This is a genomic window from Pseudomonas sp. P20 (genome assembly GCF_016463925.1).
GTDB lineage: Bacteria > Pseudomonadota > Gammaproteobacteria > Pseudomonadales > Pseudomonadaceae > Pseudomonas > Pseudomonas aeruginosa.
On the sequence record NZ_JAEMVM010000004.1, the window covers coordinates 174615 to 192744 of the forward strand.

At 68.3% G+C, this 18130-nt stretch carries 19 protein-coding genes; 12 read left to right on the forward strand and 7 right to left on the reverse strand.

Annotation, left to right across the window (positions count from 1 at the left end; translation table 11 throughout):
• Positions 1-75 precede the first annotated feature (75 nt).
• Positions 76-579 carry a thioredoxin family protein gene (locus tag JHD77_RS06955; RefSeq protein ID WP_003086710.1) on the forward strand — a complete coding sequence of 168 codons (504 nt, stop codon included), beginning with the start codon at positions 76-78 and terminating at the stop codon, positions 577-579.
• Between the two features lie 21 nt (positions 580-600).
• Here JHD77_RS06955 and JHD77_RS06960 read toward each other — a convergent pair whose 3' ends face one another.
• From JHD77_RS06960 to JHD77_RS06975, 4 genes are read right to left on the reverse strand one after another with little or no spacing between them, the layout of a single operon-like run.
• Positions 601-858, reverse strand: a complete 258-nt coding sequence (locus JHD77_RS06960) for a DUF2790 domain-containing protein (protein ID WP_031756629.1) — start codon at positions 856-858, stop codon at positions 601-603.
• Positions 855-2894 carry an FUSC family protein gene (locus tag JHD77_RS06965; protein ID WP_191519248.1) on the reverse strand — a complete coding sequence of 680 codons (2040 nt, stop codon included), beginning with the start codon at positions 2892-2894 and terminating at the stop codon, positions 855-857. The genes JHD77_RS06960 and JHD77_RS06965 overlap by 4 nt, the downstream gene beginning before the upstream one ends.
• Entirely contained in the window at positions 2894-3802 is a 909-nt protein-coding gene (locus JHD77_RS06970; RefSeq protein WP_003112442.1) for an efflux RND transporter periplasmic adaptor subunit, read from the reverse strand. The genes JHD77_RS06965 and JHD77_RS06970 overlap by 1 nt, the downstream gene beginning before the upstream one ends.
• A 12-nt stretch (positions 3803-3814) precedes the next feature.
• Positions 3815-4012 (reverse strand): DUF1656 domain-containing protein, encoded by a 198-nt coding sequence (locus JHD77_RS06975; protein ID WP_003082517.1) that lies wholly within the window; start codon positions 4010-4012, stop codon positions 3815-3817.
• 133 nt (positions 4013-4145) lie between these two features.
• Here JHD77_RS06975 and JHD77_RS06980 point away from each other — a divergent pair, with 133 nt between their 5' ends.
• Positions 4146-4952, forward strand: a complete 807-nt coding sequence (locus JHD77_RS06980; protein ID WP_031755272.1) for an AraC family transcriptional regulator — start codon at positions 4146-4148, stop codon at positions 4950-4952.
• Positions 4953-5061: 109 nt separating this feature from the next.
• A complete protein-coding gene (locus tag JHD77_RS06985) occupies positions 5062-5412 on the forward strand; it encodes a hypothetical protein (protein ID WP_003082515.1) in 351 nt (116 codons plus the stop codon).
• Between the two features lie 76 nt (positions 5413-5488).
• On the opposite strand, the gene JHD77_RS06990 is transcribed toward JHD77_RS06985, so the two are convergent.
• Positions 5489-6337, reverse strand: coding sequence for an aminoglycoside phosphotransferase family protein (locus JHD77_RS06990; RefSeq protein ID WP_074231251.1), 849 nt, complete (start codon positions 6335-6337; stop codon positions 5489-5491).
• 38 nt (positions 6338-6375) lie between these two features.
• Entirely contained in the window at positions 6376-6984 is a 609-nt protein-coding gene (locus JHD77_RS06995; protein ID WP_003133652.1) for a TetR/AcrR family transcriptional regulator, read from the reverse strand.
• Between the two features lie 105 nt (positions 6985-7089).
• Here JHD77_RS06995 and JHD77_RS07000 point away from each other — a divergent pair, with 105 nt between their 5' ends.
• Positions 7090-7716, forward strand: coding sequence for an NAD(P)H-dependent oxidoreductase (locus JHD77_RS07000; protein WP_003116364.1), 627 nt, complete (start codon positions 7090-7092; stop codon positions 7714-7716).
• 7 nt (positions 7717-7723) lie between these two features.
• Here the strand turns inward: JHD77_RS07000 and JHD77_RS07005 are convergent, their stop codons facing one another.
• Positions 7724-8503: an NAD(P)H-dependent oxidoreductase gene (locus tag JHD77_RS07005; RefSeq protein ID WP_003112444.1), complete on the reverse strand. Its 780-nt coding sequence runs from the start codon at positions 8501-8503 to the stop codon at positions 7724-7726.
• An 85-nt stretch (positions 8504-8588) separates the two neighbouring features.
• On the opposite strand from JHD77_RS07005, the gene JHD77_RS07010 reads away from it, so the two are divergent.
• The 8 genes from JHD77_RS07010 to JHD77_RS07045 all read left to right on the forward strand — a co-directional run bounded on the left by JHD77_RS07010 (position 8589) and on the right by JHD77_RS07045 (position 18124).
• Complete coding sequence (locus JHD77_RS07010) at positions 8589-9482, forward strand: LysR family transcriptional regulator (protein WP_003116363.1); 894 nt, start codon at positions 8589-8591, stop codon at positions 9480-9482.
• Between the two features lie 95 nt (positions 9483-9577).
• Positions 9578-10735 (forward strand): murein transglycosylase A, encoded by a 1158-nt coding sequence (gene mltA, locus JHD77_RS07015; RefSeq protein WP_003082509.1) that lies wholly within the window; start codon positions 9578-9580, stop codon positions 10733-10735.
• Between the two features lie 719 nt (positions 10736-11454).
• Positions 11455-13275 carry a non-ribosomal peptide synthetase gene (locus JHD77_RS07020; protein WP_023122229.1) on the forward strand — a complete coding sequence of 607 codons (1821 nt, stop codon included), beginning with the start codon at positions 11455-11457 and terminating at the stop codon, positions 13273-13275.
• Complete coding sequence (locus JHD77_RS07025) at positions 13272-14534, forward strand: hypothetical protein (protein ID WP_012614370.1); 1263 nt, start codon at positions 13272-13274, stop codon at positions 14532-14534. The genes JHD77_RS07020 and JHD77_RS07025 overlap by 4 nt, the downstream gene beginning before the upstream one ends.
• Positions 14528-15142, forward strand: a complete 615-nt coding sequence (locus JHD77_RS07030; protein ID WP_031755274.1) for an alpha/beta fold hydrolase — start codon at positions 14528-14530, stop codon at positions 15140-15142. The genes JHD77_RS07025 and JHD77_RS07030 overlap by 7 nt, the downstream gene beginning before the upstream one ends.
• Complete coding sequence (locus JHD77_RS07035; RefSeq protein ID WP_003116358.1) at positions 15139-16017, forward strand: phytanoyl-CoA dioxygenase family protein; 879 nt, start codon at positions 15139-15141, stop codon at positions 16015-16017. Before JHD77_RS07030 ends, JHD77_RS07035 begins: the two co-directional genes overlap by 4 nt.
• Positions 16014-17381, forward strand: a complete 1368-nt coding sequence (locus JHD77_RS07040) for a 2-isopropylmalate synthase (RefSeq protein WP_003082506.1) — start codon at positions 16014-16016, stop codon at positions 17379-17381. The genes JHD77_RS07035 and JHD77_RS07040 overlap by 4 nt, the downstream gene beginning before the upstream one ends.
• Positions 17378-18124, forward strand: a complete 747-nt coding sequence (locus JHD77_RS07045; protein ID WP_003112447.1) for a class I SAM-dependent methyltransferase — start codon at positions 17378-17380, stop codon at positions 18122-18124. Before JHD77_RS07040 ends, JHD77_RS07045 begins: the two co-directional genes overlap by 4 nt.
• Positions 18125-18130 lie beyond the last annotated feature (6 nt).

Consider the following 18130-nt stretch of genomic DNA (forward strand, 5'->3'; position numbering starts at 1 on the left):
GGCCGCCCCGGCGTGGCGCGACTACCTGGCGTATCCGCCGCGCCATCCCTCCCCAAGTACAGGAGCGAAACCAGCATGGCCTCTTACGCGGAACTGTTCGATATCGGAGAAGACTTCGCCGCCTTCGTCGGCCATGGCCTGGCCACGGAACAGGGCGCGGTCGCGCGGTTCCGGCAGAAGCTGGAAAGCAACGGGCTGCCGAGCGCGCTGACGGAACGCCTGCAACGCATCGAACGGCGCTATCGCCTGCTGGTCGCCGGGGAAATGTGGTGCCCGGACTGCCAGATCAACCTGGCCGCGCTGGACTTCGCGCAGCGCCTGCAACCGAACATCGAGCTGGCGATCATTTCCAAGGGCCGCGCCGAGGACGACCTGCGCCAGCGCCTGGCGCTGGAGCGAATCCCGATTCCGCTGGTACTGGTGCTGGACGAGGAGTTCAACCTGCTCGGACGCTTCGTCGAACGGCCGCAGGCGGTGCTCGACGGCGGTCCGCAGGCGCTTGCGGCGTACAAGGCGGGCGACTACCTGGAGCACGCCATCGGCGACGTCCTGGCGATCATCGAAGGCGCGGCGCGCTGAGACAGCGCCTGCGCCCGCTTCTCAGTGCCGCGAACAGCTCGCGCCAAGGCCTCGGTACTGCAAGCGATGTAGGCGTCCGGCGCTGTCGCGGTAGAGCATCACCAGCGGCACCACGCCACAGGTGGCCGGCACCGGCGTGACGGAAAGCACCCGCTCGATGTCCAGCGGCATGCCGTAGTCGTAGCGCTCGATCGGCGGCAACTCTTGCCCGTCGTCGTCCGCCGCCTGGACCTGGGACCAGCAGGACAGCAGCAAGGCCAGCAAGAACGAGGTTTTCATGAGGTCTTTTCTCCATGCTGCGCCCCGTCGGACGAGACGCTTTGCGAATAGGCCCGGAGCAACCAGGCGAGGTCGGTGAGGATCGCGGCCAGGCGCCACTCGCCGGCGGCCGCCAGGCGGGCGCCGGCACGGCGTGCGTGCCGCGCGGCGAGCGGCGGATCGCGATGGCGGACGGCGATGGCTCGCAGTGCGCGCTCGATCCACCGCGCCTCCGCGGCGGCCGGGTCGAGCCCGGCCAGGGCGCGCCACAGGCGCCGCGACTCGCGGCCGAGTTGCAGGGATACGAAGCCCAGGCGCAGGGCCAGCGCGCTGCGCGGATGTTCCATGCCATGCAGCGCGCCCAGCTGGGCGATGCGATGCTGCTGGCGGGCCTGCCAGGCATGCGCGTCGAAACCGGCGCGACGACGCAGCAAGGCGAGGGTCTCGCGGCGCAGATGGTCGAGCAGCGAAGCCGAATGCCGTTCCAGGTCCTTCGGCAGCAGACGGTAGACCAGCAGGCTGATGCAGAGCGCCAGCACCCAGACGCAGGACTGGTTGGCGAAGTCGCCGAAATCGAAGCGGGCGAGATTGCCGGTGGCGACCAGGGTGTTGAAGGCGATCAGGTAGGCGATTCCCTGCAACGCCCGCCTGGGCACTGTGGTGGCCTGGATACCGAACGACCAGAAGAAGGCGAGGCACAGCAGCAGCAATGGAAAACCGTTGATCAGCGGTAGCAGAAGGAATTTGCAGAGCAATGCGGCAGGTATCGCGTAGAGCGTGCCGCGAATGAAATTGCGCGTGCCCTCGGCGGGAAAGGGCGAGGCTGCCAGCAGCGTGCAGTAGGGGCCGAGCACCGCCAGCAGGGTCGGCCCCTGGTCCCACCCGCTGAGGAACCACAGGGCGCCGCCGACCAGCATCGCCAGCCAGGCTCGCGCGCCGTTGCGCAAGGCCTCGCGGTAATGTCGATGGAAAGCCGCTGGGCGGACGTCGGCGCGGGCCCGGCCGTCGAGCCGGGCGAACCCCCGCAGGGCGGCCTGCAGGTCATCCAGTTGCTCGTCGAGACGCTCCATGAACAGCCCTTCGCGACAGGCATCCGCTTGGTCTGTCGGAAGTCCGCGCCGAATCGCCGCCAGGCGACCGCGCAAGCTCGCGAGCCGTCGCGCGGCGCCGGCGAAGTCGAGCTCGCCGCGCTCCAGTTGGCCGCCCAGCAGGCACAGGTCGTCGGCCATCGGCAGCGCCAGTCCACGCTCCGCCAAGCGCCGGGCCCAATGCGTCTCGCCGGCGAAGCGGAACTCCATCAGCGTGGAAAACAGCGCCGCCAGGCCACCGCGGATCGCCGGGAGCGCAGCGCTCAGCGCCCGCGACTCGGCGCGACCGACGCCCAGCAGGTCGTCTACCGCGTAGACCTCGCCGGCCAGCGTCCGGCGACGGCGCTCCAGTTCCCCGTCAGCCGCACCGGCATGCCGCGCAGCGACCAGCGCCAGCGTCGCCGCGCAGAGCGAGACGAGACGCTGGCGCACCCGCCCGGACACGGTCCTGCGGCTGAAGAGCACGGTCACCAGGCTCAGGCAGCAGACCCCGACGATTACCGCCGAGGCGCGGGTGACGATGTGCTCGAAGGCCGCCTCGGGCTCGACCATGGCCGATCCCAGCGCCAGGCACACGGTGTAGCCGGCGACCACCGCGGCGGTGGCGTAGAAGTGCCGGACCAGGCTCATGACGCCGACGCAGAGACCCAGCCAGAAACCCAGGGCGACGACGAACAGCAGCATCTTCTGGGCGAACAGCGCGGTCAGGACGAAGGCAGCGAGCGTGCCGACCAGGGTACCCACGGCGCGCCACCAGCCCTTGCCGACCACCGCTCCCTGCACCGGATTGATCAGCAACAGCACAGTGGACGCGGCGGAAAACGGCGAATCCAGTTGCAGGTAGAGCCCCAGGCCGAGCGCCAGAGCGGCAGCGCCGATGCTGCGCAGCACGTAGCCCAGGCTGTCGGTCCGCCAGGGCAACGGCAACGCCGCGTACCAATCGCGCCCGCCGGACGCCGACGCCGCCATCAAAGGTACTCCTGCAACCAGCGGGTCAGCCGCCAGTGCCGCGCGGTCCCCGCCTGCAGCACCTCGACACTGCCGGTCATGCCGGCGGCAAGCACCACGCCCGCCGGTACCCGGTCGAGTTCGATGCGCACCGGCACGCGCTGCGCCAGGCGTATCCAGCTGAAGTTCGGGCTGACCTGCGGCAGGCCGCTGTCGGCACGGCTTTCGTTGAGGTCGGCGACACCGCGACCGATGCTCGCGACATGGCCGTCGAGCAGCGGATCGAACCCCATCAGCTTGATCGTCGCCGGCGCGCCGACCTGTACATTGCGCAGCTTGGTTTCCTCGAAATAGCCGGTGACCCAGAAGCTTCGCCGATCGACGATGAAGATGTTGGTCCGGCCCGCCGCCGCGTAATCGCCGGGCTGCACGCGCAACTGCGTCACATAGCCGTCCACCGGCGAGCGCAACTCGCTGCGCCGCAGGTCCAGCCGCGCCTGGTCGAGCGCCGCCCCGGCGGCCTCGGCGCGGGCGCGGGCGATACGCAGGGCGCGTCCGGCGTTGGCGACCTCCTCGCGCGAAACCGCGCCGGCCAACTGCATGCGTCGGCGCCATTGCTCGTCACGTTGGCGCAGGGTTTCCCGCGCCTGCTCCAGCTCCGCCTCGCGCTGGCGCACGGCCAGGCGATAGCTGCGCGGATCGATGCGGTACAGCGGATCGCCGCGGGCCACCCGCTGGTTATCTGCGACGAACACCGCCTCGACGCTGCCGGAGACTTCCGGCGCGATGCGGATCACCTGCGCGCTGACCCGCCCGTCGCGGGTCCAGGGCGCCAGCACGTAGGCTTGCCACAACTGCAACGCCAGGCACAGGGCGAGCAGGCCGCAGGCGAAGGTCGCAGCCACCTTGGAAAGACGAACGATGGACATGGGGACCTCGGCTCAGAACTTCAGCACCAGCACGGACAGCACGATGAACGACAGGAAGAAACGCAGCAGGCCGGGATGCCAGGCGCATTCCAGCCAGCGCCAGGCGAGGCGCTCCAGCAGCAGGTAGAGCGGCATCGCCAGGCACAGGTAGAGGAACAATGGCGGCACGTAGAGGCCGGAAACGGAGACTTCGCTCAGCATGCAGGGCACCAGGGTATCGAGGGCGCGGAGCGGTCGGCCGCTCCTGTCGGGTTGAGGAGCACAGGCTACGGGTCGTGGCGATTTGCAAATATCGACTACTCAGCCAGAAAATAATCGAATTCGGACAACCACAGGACCTGCCGTGAGCCGTGAACCGCAGACCTACCTCGCCCAACGCTTCGATCCCGACGCGCTCGGCCAGCCGGCCCTGGCCCTGCAGCTGGAGGCCCGGCACAACGACACCGAAGTGCCGGTGCACCGGCATCGCAAGGGCCAGCTGGTGGTGGCCTGCCGCGGCGGCATCACCTGCACGGTGCCCGATGGCCTGTGGATGGTGCCGGCCGGGTTCGGTGTGTGGATTCCCGGCGGCATCGCCCATAGCAACCGGGTCACCACCAACGGCAAGGTCTGCTTCCTCTTCGTCGAGCCGGGGGCGGCACGCCTGCCGAGCGACTGCTGCACCCTGGCCCTGTCGCCGCTGGTCCTCGAACTGATCCTGCACCTGAGCGCGCAACCGCAGGACTATCCGCACGACGGCCCGCTCGCACGTCTCGCCGGGGTGCTGCTGGAACTCCTGGAACAGGCGCCGACCGAACAGCTCTACCTGCCGCTGCCGGACAACCGCGGCCTACGCCGCATCGCCGACGAACTGACCCGCGCCCCCGGCGACCGCGCCAGCATGGCCGAATGGGCCAGGCGAGTGGCGATGAGCGAGCGGTCCCTGGCGCGGATGGTGCGCCGGGAGACCGGCATGACCTTCGGCCAGTGGCGCCAGCAATTGCAGATCATCATCGCCCTGCAGCAACTGTCCGCCGGCGTTTCGGTGCAACGCACCGCCGAGATCCTCGGCTACGAGTCGGTCAGCTCGTTCATCGGCATGTTCCGCAAGGCGCTCGGCAGCCCCCCGGCCCGCTACGTGCGCGACAGCATGCGGCGGCCAGCCGACTGAACGAAGGTCGACGGAAAGGTCTTGCAGTTCGTCAGCTGTTCTCCCCCGAGGCTGGCACTCGAAGACACTTCTGGGAATAATGCCGCCCTTTTTTCTCCAGGAGGATCAGATGGTTACGCACTTCTTGAGCGAATCCGGCCAGGCAGCCTGCGGGCGCGGCGACAGCAACGTGAACGGCTCGAGCGACGTCGGCCAGGTCAGTTGCAAGACCTGCCGGCGCACCAACGCCTTCGCCCAGGCCCAGGAAAACGCCGCTCCGGCCAGTGCCCCTGTCACCCCCACCGCCGCTGCGCCAGTGATCGACAAGGCCGCGCCGCGGCCGAAAGCCGAGGCCAGGCTCGCCGCCGCGCAGCGCCAGGACCGCGATGCCGCCCGCAAGGCCTGGCAGGCGCGTCTCAACGAATTGTCCGGGAAGAACCGCATGCCGCGCTCGCGGCGCCGCGCGCAAGCCTATCTCTGAGCGGTAGCGGTACTTCGCGGCGGATGTCCGCACGCGGTCATATCCGTCCTGCCCAGCACAACCGCGCGTCCCCTCATCAGGCCAGGCCCTGCGCCTCCGCCAGGGCCAGGCCGTCGAGGGCGCCGGCGAGCATCTCCGGCAGATGGCGCGGCTCGTCGGCCAGCTCGGCCAGCTCCGACAACCGATGCGCCGCCGTCAGCAAGGCGATCCGCCGACGCTCCAGGCGCCGACCGCTGAAGCGCTCGTAGGCGGCGACGATGCGCTCGGTGAGGTCGGCATCGATGAACGCCGAATAGATGAATTCCTGGTACAGCGGACCGATGCCCGCGTCGGCGAAGTCGTACACACCGTTCAGCCGCCCGGCCTCGCTATCGAATGCCATGTTCCAGCCATGGCCGTCGAAGAAGCCGAAGATCGAACCCAGCGGATCGGCAGGCAGCTTGGCATATTCCCGCACCAAGCGTTCCGCGCGTTCGCGCCAGGCCGCAGGCAGCAGCGGCAAGGCGCGCCTGCGCATCGCCGCGGGCGACTCCCAGGGACGCACCGGCAAGGCTCCAACCGCCCGCATGCGCGCCGGTGGCAGTCGATGCAGCTCGGCGTAGAAGCGCCCCAACGCATCGCCGACCGCCTGCCGTGCGGGTTCGTCCAGGCGCCGGTAGTCCTCGCCCAGGAGGTAACCGCCAGGCAGTTTCTCGTGGCGGGAAAACAGCGGCGGTCCCGCAAACACCTGCGGCGCCGGCACCGGCAGGCTCACCGCCGGACGCACCAGGCGTAGCACGGCGGCCTCGCGCAGCAGCGCCGCCTCGGCCTCCGCGCCGCGCGGAAACTTGAACACCCAGCGCCCTCCGACCTCCACCGCCGTGGAATGCCAGCCCGAGGCCAGGATGGCGAAAGTGGCGTCCGCCAGTTCCGGACAGGCCGCCACTATCGCCCGGCGATATTCCTCCAGGGCACGCGGTTCCTTCACCGACGACTCCGCGCGACCATCGCCACGATCGCCTCGTACAGTTCCCGCCGCGCCTCTTCCGGGGCGATCTCTTCGGTGGCGGCCGCGTGCGACAGCGCTTCGGCGGCGCCGATCATTGCGCGCAGAGCGGCGACGGTCAGCCGTCCGCCGCCGGCGAAGGGCTCCAGCACGGCGCGGCACTTGTCCATGAAGAGAACCTCGTAGTCGCGCTTGATCCGCTCCAGCTCCGGCGAGCTGGCGAGGGCCGCGACCACCCCGGGAATCTCCCGGCCTTGTTGCATCACGCAGTCGACATAGGCGCGGGCGATGACGTCGGCGCGCCCCTCCAGGGTCGCCTCGCTCGCTTCCAGGGCAGCCTCCATCAGCGCCGTCTGGCGCAGGTCGTAATCCTGGTAGAGCGCCGCCAGCAGGCCGGCGCGGGTGCCGAAGTGGTCATAGACCACCGGCTTGGTCACCCCGGCCTGCTCGGCCAGGCGTCCGAGGGTCAGCGCCTCGGTACCTTCTTCGCGGACCAGCCGCCAGGCCACCTCGAGCAACTGGCGCTGGCGCTCGTCGCGGGACAGGCGGCGGCGTGGCGACGGGTCGTCTGGGGAGTGCATTGACATAGATAACCTACTAAAAGTAACTTACTAAAGGTAACCTACAGAAGGTAGGTTTTACCCAGACTATCGACTTGCCCCCCTTCCCGCAATTCCCGGAGGAATTCGCCCATGCATGCCCTGATCGTCGTCGCTCATCATCATCCCCGCTCTCTCACCCACGCCCTCGCCGCGCGCATCGCCGAAGGCGTGGTCCGCGCCGGTCATTCCGCGGAAACCGCCGACCTGGCGGCGGAAGGCTTCGAGCCGCGCTTCGGCCTGGCCGACCACGCCGTGCATCGCGGCCAGGCGTCGCCTCCCGCCGACGTCCTCGCCGAGCAGGCGCGCATCGATCGCGCCGATACCCTGGTGCTGGTCTACCCGATCTACTGGTGGTCGATGCCGGCCCTGCTCAAGGGCTGGATCGATCGCGTGTTCTCCAATGGCTGGGCCTTCGACTACAGCATCGGCGGCGACCTGCGGAAAAAGCTGCAGCGCCTGCGCGTGGTGCTGGTCGGTGTCGGCGGCGCCGATGCCGGCACCTTCGAGCGGCACGGCTACGCCGGGGCGATGCGCACCCAGATCGACCATGGCATCTTCGATTACTGCGGCGCACGGGTGGTCCGTTCCGAACTGTTGCTGGAGTCGGAGACCGCCGATCCGATCCGGCATCTGGACCAGGCCCTGCACATCGGCAGCCAGCTCTTCGCCGCACGCGGCGCGCAGGGGGCCGCCCAGGCGCAGCCGCTGGAGGCCTGACCCCAGGTCATTCGGCCAGGTGCATGGCGAAACCGGCCCGCTGCGGGGCAAGTTCGTCGCGCAGGGTCAGCGCCGGGATCAGGTAGTCGCCGCCGTTCTGCCGGCGGAAGGGGATCGGCGCAGCGCGCTGCAGGTCATCGAGGCGCCGGCCCAACTGCTCGCTCAGCGCGGCGAAACGCTCCGCGTCGATCCGGCCGCTGCGATAGACGACGAACGGCGGCAATACCTCGAAGCCGGGGTAATGCAGGATGCCGTGGTGGATGGGGAACAGCAGGTCGTCCATCGGTCCGTTGATACCGCGCGCGGCGTAGTGCGACTCCCAGCCGCCGGCGGTGACTACCAGCATCGCCCGCTTGCCCTGCATCCGGCCCTCGCCGTAGCGGTCGCCCCAGTGGCTGTCGGAATGTTCGCCGACCCCGTAGGCGAAGCCGCAGGCATAGACGCGATCGATCCAACCCTTGAGGATCGCCGGCATGCTGAACCACCAGAGCGGGAATTGCAGGATCAGCGTATCGGCCCAGCGCAGCTTGTCCTGCTCACCGGCGATGTCGACGCTCTGCCAACCGTTCTCGAAGGCGCGCAGGGAAGTTGCGGAAGGATCGAAGCGTTCGCTGGCCTCGCGCTCGAGGCTGTCGCCGGCATCGAGCACGGCCTTCCAGCCCATCGCGTAGAGGTCCGAAACCTGCACCGCATGGCCGGCCGCCTCGAGGCGGGCGACCGCGAAGTCCTTGAGCGCACCGTTGAGGGAGCGCGGCTCGGGATGGGCATAGACGATGAGTACGTTCATGGCGGATCTCCGGCAAAAGGTGGGCGCAGGATCGGCCATCGCCGGATTATAGTTGAAATGAATATCCGAAATTCCAGGTATATTGATGATTAATCTCCGGCGACTGGACCTGAACCTGCTGGTGACCCTCGACGTGCTGCTCACCGAACACAATGTGACGCGCGCGGCGGAACGCCTGAATTTTTCCCAACCCTCGGTGAGCGTGCACCTGGCCAAGCTGCGGGCGATCTTCGACGATCCCTTGCTGCTTCCCGGCCCGCGCGGGATGCGCCCGACGGCGCGGGCGGAGGAGCTGCGCGAGCCGTTACGCCTGGCCCTGGAAGCCCTGGAGCAGGCGGTGGCGCCGGCCGCGCCGTTCGATCCGACGCAGTCACGGCATACCTGGCGCGTCGCCGCCACCGACTACGCCGAGTCGGCGATCCTCCTGCCGATCCTCGCCAGTCTTCGCCGCCAGGCGCCGGGCAGCCGCCTGGCGGTGCTGGAGCTGGCGCCGACGCGAATCGTCAGGCAGGCGGAACGCGGCGAGATCGACCTGGCCTTCCACACCCTCGAAGAAGCGCCGCCGGGACTGCGCTGTCGCCGGCTGTTCAGCGAGCGCTATGTGCTGGCCGGGCGCGCCGGGCATCCGGGGCTGCGTCGGCGACCGACGCTGAAGCAGTTCTGCCGCCTCGAGCAGGCGATCGTCTCGCCCGACGGCGGCGGCTTCCTAGGTCCCACCGACCAGGCGCTCGCCGAACTCGGCGCGGAACGCCGGGTGGCGTTGTCGGTGCCGCACTTCCTGTTCCTCCGCGCGGTGCTGGAAAGCACCGACCTGGTGGCGCTGCTGCCGTCGCGACTGGTACGCGAGCGCGACAGGTTGCGGGTGGTCGAGGCGCCCCTGGAGGTGCCCGGCTACGACCTGGCCATGCTCTGGCACGAGCGCTCGCACCGCGATCCGGCCCATCGCTGGCTGCGCGAACTCATCGCCGCCTCGGTGTAACGCGGCGATACGCTTCGGTCGTCGCCGCAGTTTGACGCACCGTCGCGCTTTGCCCAAGCTAGCGGGCTTCGATCCACCACCAGGAAGTCCTTGGCGTGAAGTTTCCGTTCCATCCCTGGCGCCGCCTGCTGCTCTGCGCGCTCCCTTTCGCCGCCCTGCTGACCGCATGCGACGACGGCAAGAAAGAGCCCCCGCCCAAACCCGCCGAAGTCACCACCTACAACAGCGTGCCCTGGGACGCCCTGCCGGCCACCAGCGACGCCGACCTGCTCGCCGGCTTCAATGCCTGGCGCTCGGCCTGCGCGCGGCTGGCCAAGGACCCGGTATGGGGCGAGCCCTGTGCGAGCGCCACGACGGTCGCCGCCGATCCGACGGCGGTGCGCGCGTTCCTCCAGGAGCGGATGCAGGTCTATAGCCTGCGTTCCTCCAGCAACGGCGACCAGGGCCTGATCACCGGCTACTACGAACCGGTCTACCACGGCAGCCTGAGCCAGGGCGAAAAAACCCCGGTGCCGGTCTACGGCGTACCGGACGACCTGGTGGTGGTCGCGCTGGAAAGCGTCTACCCGGAACTCAAGGGCAAGCGCCTGCGCGGACGCCTGGAAGGCCGGGTGCTGAAACCCTACGACGACGCCGCGACGATCCGCGACAACGGCTCCAGCGCGCCGGTGCTCGCCTGGCTGGGCGACCCGATGGACCTGCAGTTCCTGCAGATCCAGGGTTCCGGGCGCATCCAGCTGGAAGACGGCCGGCAACTGCGCATCGGCTACGGCGACCAGAATGGCCACCCGTACAAGCCGGTCGGCCGCTGGCTGGTCGAGCAGGGCCTGGTGCCGAAGGAAGAGATCAGCATGAAGCGCATCCGCGACTGGGCCGAGGCCAATCCGCAGCGGGTCTCCGAGCTGCTGGCGAGCAATCCCAGCTTCGTGTTCTTCAGCCTGCGCCCGGACAGCGACGAAGGTCCGCGCGGCTCGCTGAACGTACCGCTGACCGACGGCTACAGCGTGGCCATCGACCGCAAGGTGATTCCGCTGGGCAGCCTGATGTGGCTGTCCACCACCCGCCCTGACGACGGCAGCGCGGTGGTCCGTCCGGTGGCGGCCCAGGATACCGGCGGGGCCATCGTCGGCGAGGTCCGCGCCGATCTGTTCTGGGGCACCGGCGACGCCGCCGGCGAACTCGCCGGACACATGAAGCAGCCGGGCCGGCTCTGGCTGCTATGGCCCAAGGGTGCGCCGCTGCCCGCCTCCTGAAAACCTCCGGCCGGTGCCTACGCACCCGGCCGGGACGGCTGGCCAACGCAACGCCAGCGAGCGCCCGACACCGCCGACCAGCATCGACGGCGCCGGGCGCGCTTGCGGCAGCAACCATTCAAACGATGAATGACGCCGCAGAATCTTCTGTGATGATCGCCGCGCCAGCCGGACCTCCGCGCCTCGCCGCAGCGGCCAGGCCCCCCGACACCACTTGTCCGTGCTGCCCCCGGCAGGCGTAGCCGCGGCCGCCTGCCTCGGCAAAAAGCCATCAGCCGGCACGCTTCGACGCCCCTCATGGCGCCCTTTCGCCAACTACCAATTCTCATAGTTGTGAGGGGAAACTTGTATCTTATTTTAAATACCCACGAAACATATAAAAACACACACAGCGAAACACTTCGGAAATCCAACGCAAGGTGGAAGTGCAATGCGTGACCGTGAATCCATTCTCATCGCTTTTCTCTCTTTCCTGACGATAAGTCTGCATGGCAGCAGTTGACTGCCCTTGAGTCGACGGCACTCCGTATTTCCATAACGTTTTTTCCGGGCAAGGCGCCTCGACGCTTGCCGCTCGCGTGAGCGAGCCGGTGGGCGGCGGACGACTGGCAGTTCCCGGGAAGACTCGGCCGCCGCCCTTACGAAAAACCAAAAACCCTTCATTTAGCCGAAGAAGCCGGCAGATGGACTCATTTTTTCAAAAAAAGGCGATTGCCAGAATGTCCCAGAACTCCCTGCTCGACCTGTACGCGCACCCAACGGTGGTGGCCCGCTTCAGCGAAATGGCAGCGCTTCATCCCCATCGCGAAGCCATCAGGGACCGTTTCGGAAGTGTCGACTATCGGCAACTCCTGCATAGCGCCGAACAACTTTCCGACTATCTTCTCGAGCATTATCCGCAGCCGGGAGTTTGTCTTGGAGTGTACGGCGAATATTCTCGGGAAAGCATTACCTGCCTGCTCGCCATACTATTATCCGGCCATCACTACTTATATATAGACCTGAAACAACCGGCGGCCTGGAATGCAGAGTTGTGCCGGCAGGTCGACTGCCGCCTGATCCTCGACTGCTCGACCACGCCGACGCCCGCCAACGGTCTTCCCTGCGTCCCGGTCAGGCACCTGCCTGCCGCTCCAGCCTCGGTCGCCCGGCCATGCTTCGCGGCGGACCAGATCGCCTACATCAACTTCTCCTCGGGCACCACCGGCCGCCCGAAAGCCATCGCCTGCACCCACGCCGGCATTACCCGTCTGTGCCTGGGCCAGTCGTTCCTCGCGTTCGCTCCGCAGATGCGCTTCCTGGTGAACTCGCCGCTGTCCTTCGATGCGGCGACCCTGGAGATCTGGGGCGCGCTGCTCAACGGCGGCTGCTGCGTGCTGAACGACCTCGGCCCCCTCGACCCGGGCGTGCTGCGCCAGTTGATCGGCGAGCGCGGAGCCGACAGCGCCTGGCTCACCGCCTCGCTGTTCAACACCCTGGTGGACCTCGACCCGGACTGTCTCGGCGGCCTTCGCCAGTTGCTCACCGGCGGCGACATCCTCTCGGTGCCGCACGTGCGCCGGGCGCTGCTGCGGCATCCGCGACTGCACTTGGTGAATGGCTACGGACCGACGGAGAACACCACCTTCACCTGCTGCCATGTCGTCACCGACGACGACCTCGAGGAAGACGACATCCCCATCGGCAAGGCCATCGCCGGCACCGCGGTGCTCCTGCTCGACGAGCACGGACAGGAGATCGCCGAGCCCGACCGGGCCGGGGAGATCGTCGCCTTCGGCGCCGGCCTGGCGCAGGGTTATCGGAACGATGCGGCGCGCACCCGCGCCAGCTTCGTCGAGTTGCCCTATCGCGGCCGCCTCCTGCGTGCCTACCGTACCGGCGACCGCGCTCGCTACGACGAGCAGGGCCGGCTGCGCTTCATCGGCCGCGGCGATGGCCAGGTCAAGCTGAACGGCTATCGCCTCGACCTCCCCGCCCTGGAACAGCGCTTCCGCCGCCAGCCAGGCATCCTCGACTGCGCCCTGCTGGTCCGCGAGCGCAACGGCATCAAGCAACTGCTCTGCGCCTGGACGGGAAAAGCCGACGCCAGCCCGCAGGCCCTGCTCCGCCAACTGCCCACCTGGCAGCGCCCGCATGCCTGCGTCCGGGTCGAGGCCTTGCCCTTGACGGCGCACGGCAAGCTGGACCGCGCCGCCCTGCTGCGCCGCCTGGAAGAACCGCTGGAGCGCTGCGCCAGCGCGCTCGATCCCGACCAACGCGGCTGCGCGCAGCTGTGGAGCGAATTGCTGGGTTGCGAGGTCGGCGCCGCCGACCAGGATTTCTTCCTCTGCGGCGGCAACTCGTTGCTCGCCCTGCAACTGGTCGCCCTCTGTCAATCGGCGGGTGCGGGAGCAAACCTGGGACTCGCCGACTTGCAGGCAAACTCGCGCCTCGACCAGTTCAGCCGTCTCCTGCGCAGCCACGGCTTGGCGCCGGAGCGTCTGCTGGAACGGGCGGCGACGCCGGAGCAGCCGCTGGTGCTGTCGAGGAGCGCGGCATGAACGTCGGTCTCTCCGCGGAGGTGCGCTACCACTGGTTCCGCGAGCACCTGGTGGTGGTCGGCGATTGGCACCGCCTGTCCCCCTCCGAGCGCGACCGCCTGCGGCACCAACCGATGCCGGATGAGGCCGCGCAGTCCTTGCGCGTCGACCTGTCGCCCTGGTCCTGCGGGATGGTCTTCAGCGAGCTGCTCGGCGCCGACCTGACCCGCTTCGGCCTCTGCTACCTGGCTCCGGCCGAGGTGCCGGCATCCGACCTGACGCGCCTGGGACGGCGCCTGCGCGAAGAGTTCCCGTTGCTCGACAGCCAGGTGGACAGCGGCGCGGAAGGTTTCGAACTGGTCGTCCACGGGCGGCCCGAGGAGAGCCCGGCGCTGGAAGTCGGCCCCTTCGCCGACGAAAACGCGCTCATCGCAGCGCTGCTGCAACGCCCGCATTCCCTGTTCGAGCGCGGCCTGCTGCGACTGTTCCACGGGCGCTGCGGAGGACGTGCGCGCTGGGGCGTCTGGCTGCATCACCTGGTCGCCGACGCCGACTTCGCCAGCGTGCTGCTGGCCCGCCTGGCCGTGCTCAACGCCGACCCCACGACCGAAGCGGCGGCCCCCGAGTTCGGCTTCCTCCAGCAGCAATGGCGCCTGGAGCGCCAGCTGCGCGAGCGCAGGACCAGGCTGGAAGACTACTGGAGCGAGCGCGGCGAGGCGTTCCGCGAACTGGCGAGCCTGCCCTGGGCGGAGCGCGCCAGCCATTGCGAGGATTTCCGCTTGGCCGCCACGCCAGGAGGCGGCGAAGCCGCCCTGCTGACCCGGCTCGCCTGCGCCCTGGCTCTCGCCCTGGCCAGCCAGGGCGCCACCGGCAAGGTCCTGGCGCTGACCCCGGTCAGCCTGCGCAGTCGCCGAGGCACGGCGGTTTCCGGTTGCTGGCTGAACCTGGTGCCGCTGTTGCTGGACGCCGCGACCGCCGAGGACACCTTCGAACGACACAGGCTCGAGGCCTTCGAGCACAGCCTGCTGCCGGCGGAGGCCATCGCCGAACGGGCCGGGCTGCGCTATGCCGACGCCCAGGTGATGATCAATGTCATCGACCAGCCATTCCGCAGCGCCGGGTTCATCCACCGGCCGACACTGAAGAGCCGCCTGCCGCTGACCCTGACCCTGGTCCGGCGCGACGACGGCGGCTGGGACGCCAGCCTGGCCAGCCGCTTCGGCCGCGAACGGACCCTGGCGCTGGCGGCGGCCATGGCCGAGGCGCTACGCCCATGCTGATCCTGCTGCCTGACTTCATCGGCCACCCGAGCTGCTTCCGCGGGCTGCTGGCACGCCTCGGCGCAATGGACTGCCGGCTGGTCGACTACCACCGGCTGGATGCCTACGCCAGCATCGAAGCCCTCGCCAGCCAGGTACTCGACGGCCTGGCGGAAGAACCGGACTGGCTGATCGGCTATTCCTTCGGCGGCCTGGTCGGCTACGAGATGGCCCGCCAGTTGCCGGCCAGCCGCCTGCTGATGATCGACAGCCACCTGCCCTGGCCGGCCCTGCGGCGAATGCCGCCGAGCGAGCAATACCAGCGCTGGCTGAGCGCCGAGATGCGCGAATGGATCGCCCTGATGAGCGAGCTTGGCGAACTGCGCGAAGAGGTCCTGCTGCGCAATGTCGAGCTGTTCGGCCGCTGGCAGCCCCGCCATCGCCTCGCCCGCGCCAGCTGGGTGCGCTGCCGGGACGACGCCGGCCGCGACCCGGCCGCCGAACGCTGGTGCGACCTGATCGAGCGGCTCGACACCTTCCCCTGCGAGCGTCCGCACCACCTGGCCCTGCAGGACCCGGCGGTGATCGATTTCATCGTCCACACCGTCAGCAAGGAGTCCATCCAATGAAACACTATCGGCAGGTGGTATCCCCGCAATTGCGCCAACAGGCGCTGGACTGGATCCTCGCCGCGGCGCAGCGGCCGGACCCGGCGCTGGAACCGGAATTCGACATCGCCGACGACGAGCGCCGCGAGGCGAAGAAGGTGCGCAACCTGCACCGCCACGACCCGCTCTTCTGGGACGACTGGTTCGCCCGCTCCGGGCTCGACGCGCTGGTCCGCGACCATCTGCGCAAGCCGCGCCTGCTGCGCCACGCGGCGTTCATCAAGCGCCACGCCGACGAGTCCTACATCCCGCTGCACCAGGACATCGCGCTATGGGAGAAGCGCTACGAAAGCGCGCAGACCTTCTGGGTCGCCCTGACCCCGTCGCGGAACGACAACGGTGGGATGTTCTATTACCCCGACGACCGCACGATCTTCCCCCACGAGTTCGACCTCGCCTACCCGATGTTCAAGTGCATCGACCTCCAGGCCAACGGCATTTCCCGCGAGCAACTGGTGGATGCCGAGCTGGACGCCGGCGACGTCCTGGTCTGGCCCGCCCGCACCGCACATGGCAGCCACAACAACCGCAGCGGCCAGCTGCGCATCGGCATGCCGATCGTCTTCGTCGACGACGACGAATTCCACCAACTGAATCGAGAGGACAGCATGAAAACCTGGATCGCTTCCAACCTGAAAAGCGTGTTCCCGGACGAGGCAATCACCGAGGACAACCTCGACCACTATCTTCCGCAGCTGTGCGACTACTCGCTGAAGATGGTCACCTTCCTCGCCCGTTTCTCCCGCCAGTTCGGCCATGCGCCGAAGATCCACGACTTCATCAGGGAGCCGCGGCTGGCGACGCTGTCGGCCTCGGACGCGGGAGCGAGACGATGATCCGGGTCATCGACTGCACCCTGCGCGAGGGGTGCCAGGCCCGCCAGTGCAGCTTCGACAGCGCGCAGTCGGTCCAGCTGGCACGGGAAATCGCGGCGCTGGGGGTGGATATGATCGAGTGCGGCCACCCGCGGATTTCCGCGGACGAACGCGAGCGGGTACGCGCCGTGGTGGCGGCGGTTTCCACGCCGGTGCTGGCCCACGCCCGGGCGCGCCGGGAGGATATCGACGCGGTGCTGGAAACCGGTGCGCAGTGGGTCGGGCTGTTCGCCTCGATCAACGCGATCTCGCTGGAAACCAAGTTCAAGGGCATGAGCCGCGAGGAGGTGCTCGAACTGTTCCACGACGCGATCCGCTACGCCCGCGAACGCGGCCTGCGGGTCCGGGCCACGGTGGAAGACGCCGCGCGCACCTCGGTCAGCGACCTGGTCAGCATGATCGCCACCGCGCGCGACGCCGGCGCCGATCGCATCTGCTTCGCCGACAGCGTCGGCATCCTGCTGCCGGACGAGACCTTCGACGTGCTCTCGCTGCTGCGTCACGAGTTCCCCGACGTGGTCTTCGAGTACCACGTGCACAACGACCGCGGCCTGGCCCTGGGCAATACCCTGGCGGCGATCCAGGCCGGGGTCCAGTGGCACTCGGCGAGCTGCAACGGGATCGGCGAACGCGCCGGGATCACCGACACCTTCCAGTTGCTGACCCTGCTGCACACCAAGTTCGCCGCCGACCGCTTCAACCTGAAGAACGTCCTCGCGGTCTCCGAGCTGGTCGAGGCGCACAGCCGGATCAAGCGTTCACCGATGCACCCGGTGGTCGGCGAGAACGCCTTCGTCCATGTCGCCCGCCTGCACCAGTTGGCCATGCAGGAAAACCAGGACGCCTACAGCGCCTTCGATCCGGAACTGATCAACGGCCGCGTCTCGCTGCAACGCTACACGCCGATGCACCGCCAATCCCTGTTCCTCACGCCTTTCGAGAAGTCCGCCAGCGAACTGAAGTACCACCGCCACGGCCCCGGCAAGCGCTTCGTCATGCTCGACCGGCGCCTGCTCGACGGCTCGCCGTTCTACTTCATCGCCCGCCAGTTCCACGACGTCGGCGACGGCGGGCCGGGCCACGTCGACAGCCACGTACACAACTGCGACTCGGTGTTCCTGTTCCTCGGCAGCGACGAGGACTACCGCGGCCTGGAGGTGGAAGTCCTGCTCGGCGGCCAGCTGCGCCGTTTGCAGAGCCCGGCCAGCGTGTTCATCCCCGCTGGCGTCGAGCACAGCTACCGCTACCTCGGCGGCAGCGGCACCTACATCAATTTCGTCCACAAGGGCGATTACCACGAGAGCCTACTGGAGATTACCCAATGAAGCAGTTCGACAAGCACGCAGACGCCTACAACGTGGTCCGCGGCAAGATCGCCTATCCGGATTCGCTCTACCGCAACCTCGCCGAACGCGCCCCGGCACGCGAAGCGGCGCTGGACATCGGCTGCGGCAACGGCGTCTCGACCGTCCGCCTGCAACCCTGGTTCCGCTACGTGGAAGGCAGCGACCTGGGCGAGGCGCTGATCGCCAAGGCCCGCGAGAACTACCCGGAGATCCGCTTCAGCGTGTCGCCGGCGGAAACCTTCGCGCCGCAACGCCGCTTCGACCTGGTCACCAGCGCCACCTCCTTCTACTGGATGGACCGCAAGCAGGTGCTGACGCGCATGGCCGACTGGCTGACCCCCGGCGGGCTGTTCTGCGCCTACAAGTACGACTTCCCGATCGCCTACGGGCCGCTGCGCGACTTCATCGAGCACGAACTGGTGAACAAGTGGGCCAAACACCGTGATCCGCGCCTGACCCGCTATGACGACACCCTGGAGATCATGGGCAGTTGCCCGCACCTGCGCGACTGCCGCCGCGAAGTGTTCGCCAACATCATCTTCCTCAGCCCGGAGGAGGTCGCGCTGTTCTTCCTCTCCACCAGCTACGTGACCCGCTACATCGAGCAGGAAGGCGGCGAAGACTACGCCGACCGCTTCATCGCCGCGGTGCGCGAGATCGAGAGCGCGCCGCAGGTGGCGGTGAACTTCGACATCCACGCCTTCACCGCGCTGAATCGCTGAGGAGCC

Excerpts from the sequence above, each read along its gene's own strand:
- JHD77_RS06955 (WP_003086710.1), top strand. The coding sequence starts at position 76 with ATGGCCTCTTACGCGGAACTGTTCGATATCGGAGAAGACTTCGCCGCC.
- JHD77_RS06960 (WP_031756629.1), bottom strand. The coding sequence starts at position 858 with ATGAAAACCTCGTTCTTGCTGGCCTTGCTGCTGTCCTGCTGGTCCCAG.
- JHD77_RS06965 (WP_191519248.1), bottom strand. The coding sequence starts at position 2,894 with ATGGCGGCGTCGGCGTCCGGCGGGCGCGATTGGTACGCGGCGTTGCCG.
- JHD77_RS06970 (WP_003112442.1), bottom strand. The coding sequence starts at position 3,802 with ATGTCCATCGTTCGTCTTTCCAAGGTGGCTGCGACCTTCGCCTGCGGC.
- JHD77_RS06985 (WP_003082515.1), top strand. The coding sequence starts at position 5,062 with ATGGTTACGCACTTCTTGAGCGAATCCGGCCAGGCAGCCTGCGGGCGC.
- JHD77_RS06995 (WP_003133652.1), bottom strand. The coding sequence starts at position 6,984 with ATGTCAATGCACTCCCCAGACGACCCGTCGCCACGCCGCCGCCTGTCC.
- JHD77_RS07000 (WP_003116364.1), top strand. The coding sequence starts at position 7,090 with ATGCATGCCCTGATCGTCGTCGCTCATCATCATCCCCGCTCTCTCACC.
- JHD77_RS07005 (WP_003112444.1), bottom strand. The coding sequence starts at position 8,503 with ATGAACGTACTCATCGTCTATGCCCATCCCGAGCCGCGCTCCCTCAAC.
- JHD77_RS07010 (WP_003116363.1), top strand. The coding sequence starts at position 8,589 with ATGATTAATCTCCGGCGACTGGACCTGAACCTGCTGGTGACCCTCGAC.
- JHD77_RS07020 (WP_023122229.1), top strand. The coding sequence starts at position 11,455 with ATGTCCCAGAACTCCCTGCTCGACCTGTACGCGCACCCAACGGTGGTG.
- JHD77_RS07025 (WP_012614370.1), top strand. The coding sequence starts at position 13,272 with ATGAACGTCGGTCTCTCCGCGGAGGTGCGCTACCACTGGTTCCGCGAG.
- JHD77_RS07030 (WP_031755274.1), top strand. The coding sequence starts at position 14,528 with ATGCTGATCCTGCTGCCTGACTTCATCGGCCACCCGAGCTGCTTCCGC.
- JHD77_RS07035 (WP_003116358.1), top strand. The coding sequence starts at position 15,139 with ATGAAACACTATCGGCAGGTGGTATCCCCGCAATTGCGCCAACAGGCG.
- JHD77_RS07040 (WP_003082506.1), top strand. The coding sequence starts at position 16,014 with ATGATCCGGGTCATCGACTGCACCCTGCGCGAGGGGTGCCAGGCCCGC.
- JHD77_RS07045 (WP_003112447.1), top strand. The coding sequence starts at position 17,378 with ATGAAGCAGTTCGACAAGCACGCAGACGCCTACAACGTGGTCCGCGGC.